The 3,248-nt window shown below is 53.4% G+C and carries 3 protein-coding genes; all 3 read right to left on the bottom strand.

From position 1 onward, the window contains the following. Window positions 1–1,871, bottom strand: a 1,871-nt coding sequence (locus BLS34_RS25755) for a beta strand repeat-containing protein (protein ID WP_139189497.1), incomplete at its 3' end; no start/stop codon positions are given. A gap of 237 nt (window positions 1,872–2,108) precedes the next feature. After that, window positions 2,109–2,372, bottom strand: coding sequence for a hypothetical protein (locus BLS34_RS25750; RefSeq protein WP_139189496.1), 264 nt, complete (start codon window positions 2,370–2,372; stop codon window positions 2,109–2,111). A 44-nt stretch (window positions 2,373–2,416) separates the two neighbouring features. Then, window positions 2,417–3,248, bottom strand: an 832-nt coding sequence (locus BLS34_RS25075) for an HlyD family type I secretion periplasmic adaptor subunit (RefSeq protein WP_139189495.1), incomplete at its 5' end; no start/stop codon positions are given.

Raw genomic sequence — 3,248 nt, 5'->3', positions numbered from 1 at the left:
AGAAGAATATCAGCCGCAGTTGAACCAACCACCGTATCTGCAGAGGCGCCACCAGTGAAATTGGTAGCAACCTGCAAGGTGCCCAAGTTCAGTGTGCCACTAGTCATTCCCGAAGCATTCACTACGTCAGCAGTGATGTTACCGAGCGTGAGAGTACCCGTACCGCTGATATTCATAGTCTGAGTAGCAGCACTGGTATCCATAACATGAGCACCGTCAATAACAGAGGTGCCCGATGTTAGAATATTCACAGTCTCAATACCGGCATAGGTCTGTGTACCTGCACCAATATCAACACCATTGATGTCAATGGTCATTGTATCGCTGGTGCCACTGCCCGAGACAGTAAAGGTCTGGGCATCGTCATCAGCGTCGAGCGTGTCGTACTGAATTTCCATACCCGATGTGATATTATGGCTGAATGCACCAATACCGCCATCAAACTCGACAGTCGTTACACCAGTCAAGAAGTCAAGCCGCAGAGCACCAGCAACAGCCGTATCAATAATCACGGTCTCGATATTAGTAACGTTGGCCCACTGTGCAGCAGATCCAACAGCCGCAACCTCAGCCGAGGTAAGCTGCAGACTATCCGTCCCGCTACCGCCGTTAACGACGTCTGCATTGGTAGCATCTGTACCGTCAACAAAGCCGCCCGAGAGGTCAATAACATCGTTCCCAGAACCGCCCGTAATGGTCGACTTCACTGTGTTAGTCTGGACCATCGTAAGGGCACCGGTCATCGAACTCGCGTCTACAGTCGCGACCGTCGCATCCAGCGTTGTACCGAGGTTCAGGTTCTGAGCACCGGACACATTAAGCGTTGCCAGCGAAGTGGCATTACCATCGGTCAGTGCCGTCAACGTATTAGCCGAGTTACCGCCGCTCACGATCGACAGTGTTTCATAACCGCTCGCTGCTGTAGCAGTCTGAATCGTCACTGTACCGCCAGTAACACCATTCAGAGTTAGAGTGGCCGAATCGCTCGTACCAGCCAAGGCCGTATTCACGACGTTAGCAGTAAAGTTCGAAGAACCATTAGTGATGTTATAAGCGGTCGGAGCCGACTGAATATTGGAGAAGACAGCAGCAACCGAACTGTTTAGAGAGCCGATCGTTGTAACACCGGTCGCATTAGCGAGACTGAGAGTGGCACCGGCATTGGTAGTAAACGTGCCATTGATTACTTCAATACTCGTCAATGCAGCAGGCGTGATTGTAGCGTTAGCGGTAAGCAGCGCATTTAGAGTGTCGGTACCGCCACCGCCAGCCAAGCTATCTGCGTTGCCAAGTGTCACAATGGTGGTGCCGGTTCCGCTGTTAAAGAACCCGGACGCATCAAACGTGTCGTCACCGGTCGTTCCAGTGAAGGAAGACCCAGAGTCCGTCCCAGTCGTAAGCGTGAAAGTCGAACCGGAGGATGTCGTCGTACCAGCACCTGTCAGAGCTGAGCCATCGGTAGTCTGTGCGGTGCGCGACTCAAACTGGCCAATCAAAATCCAATGCTGATAGGCGCTACTGAAAGCACCAGAGCTGATTGCCGTCTGAACATCCGGGTAAGTCGACAAATAGGTCGCCGAATCAAAAGACGTACCGGCACTGGCCAACGCCTGAGTCGGAGCACGATTCTCGGCAGCACCATTCGTGATGAAGTGGGTGAACGGGTTAACCCCCGCGTTCAGCACGTCTGCGTTGTTCGCCAGATAGTAGGAGGAATCAAAGTACTGATTCGGGTCACGAAGCTCTTTGTATCCGACCAGCTCAAAGTGCTGCTGCGCATTCGTGAAGAAACCGTTCAGGATCGCAGTCAGAACGTCGGGGTTTTGGTTGAGATAGTAACTCTCATCAAACGTCATCGATGTGACGGCCATGGACATCATCCCTTAGTTAGTTACCAAATAGTCTCGCCCCCCGCTTACGACGTCTTTCGACCCTATTGCGGCAAGCAATTAGATTCGAGGAGATCGCTTATGGGACAACGTCATTCACCCAAGATCTCCGCGTACAGTGAATACTATACCCTGCCCCACTGTGCAAGCGGATATTGCATAGCATAGCCGCATAAAGCCTGCAAAGTGGTTTATTATGATGGAGTTGCGAGGGTTTTCTCAATTACCAGAGGAATGTGTGAGCTTCTCAAGATGGTCCGCGTGGGCTGCCATCAGTTTGGCCGCAGCCGGACGCCCTACTATGTCCGACAAAATCCCTGCATAAGCATTAGCGGTAGCGCTCAGTACCTCATTGATTGGAGCCTTGGTGCGCGCATGCTCGATCGCACGATGCAGTGCCGGTGCGATGATATGTTGCGCCACCATATTTACGCGCTCTTTATCTTCCGAGGGAATCGGATCACCCGGTTTCAAATCTTCCATGGTTGTACTCCGCGATTTCATTGTATCGTGAGGGCTAACGGCGCTCACTCTTCGGTAAGGCCACGAGCAAGAGCGTCGGTTAGCGGCTTTAGCAGATATTGGAGTGCTGTTCGCTCTCCTGTCTGAATCAGAACCTCAGCCGGCATTCCGGCAGATAGCTTCACGTCGCCAAGCTTGGCCCGCTCTTCTGCCGAAACTTCGACACGCGCGAGGAAATAGGGCTCGCCTGTCGCCTCGTTAGTCAGCCGATCGCCAGAAACGGACCGTACAACACCAAATGTACTAGGTGTGGAACGAAGGTTAAGGGCGCTAAAGCGAACCTCAGCGCTCTGACCAATGGTCACACCATCGATGTCGGAGGGAGAGACTCTCGCTTCGACCAATAACTCTTCGCCCTGCGGAGCAATTTCCAGCAACGTTTCGCCAGCGCGCACCACACCGCCAATTGTGTGAGTCTTGACGTTCTGGGCGATACCCGACTGTGGAGCGCGAATTTCGACACGCCGCAGAACATCCTTGGCTACCGTCATGCGTTCCTTCAGGTCGGCGAGGTTGGCCTGCACCTCACGCAACTGCGTGATTGCATCCTCTCGGAAGCGCTGCTTCAGGTTGATTATCTGGGTTCTCGCTTCGCCCACGCCATTGCGAGCCCGGGCAATCTCGGCATCGTCGCTGCCGGCTTCACCTTTCAGGCGTGCCATGGCACGTTCGACTGCCAACACCTGGGTTCGGGGGTAATACCCCTTCTCGTAGAGTTCTCTGAGGCCAACAACCTCTTGGGCGAAGATTTCCAACTGCTCGAAGCGGGACTGGCGCTGTATCTCTAGGCCATCGATCTGATCCTGAAGCTGATCAATGCGCTGCTCGAGGATTGTA

This window comes from Thalassobaculum litoreum DSM 18839 (assembly GCF_900102465.1).
Taxonomy (GTDB): Bacteria; Pseudomonadota; Alphaproteobacteria; order Thalassobaculales; family Thalassobaculaceae; genus Thalassobaculum; species Thalassobaculum litoreum.
This window is presented reverse-complemented; position numbering and strand designations above follow the sequence as displayed.